The organism is uncultured Kordia sp. (assembly GCF_947489565.1).
In the GTDB taxonomy this organism is placed as follows: domain Bacteria; phylum Bacteroidota; class Bacteroidia; order Flavobacteriales; family Flavobacteriaceae; genus Kordia.
On record NZ_CANLEA010000068.1, the window covers coordinates 1 to 341 of the forward strand.

At 37.8% G+C, this 341-nt stretch carries 1 protein-coding gene; it reads left to right on the forward strand.

Translation table 11 applies throughout. The features are described 5' to 3' along the window. On the forward strand, positions 1–341 hold a 341-nt coding region (locus Q0845_RS27745), incomplete at both ends, for a hypothetical protein (RefSeq protein ID WP_298521216.1).

Here is a 341-nt window from a genome sequence, read left to right on the forward strand (position 1 = left end):
GATCAGATTGCACAATTTGATTTAACAGAAGCAGAGATGGATATCTTAAACGGAGAAGATCCAACCACACATACGGTTCGTTACTATAACACACAAGCCAATGCTGTGGTAGGAACGACGGTTGGAGAAATCAACAATCCAAATGCGTATAGCAACATTCCGCCAAGTCCACAAGTGATTTGGGTGAGAGTAGAAGATCAAGTAACAGGATGTTTTAGTATTACGAATTTAACACTGATTGTCAATGAACTTCCAGTACTAATACAATTACCAGGCTTAGAACTGTGTGATGCGATTACTTTAGATGATCAAATCGAAGTATTTGATTTAACTTCATTAGC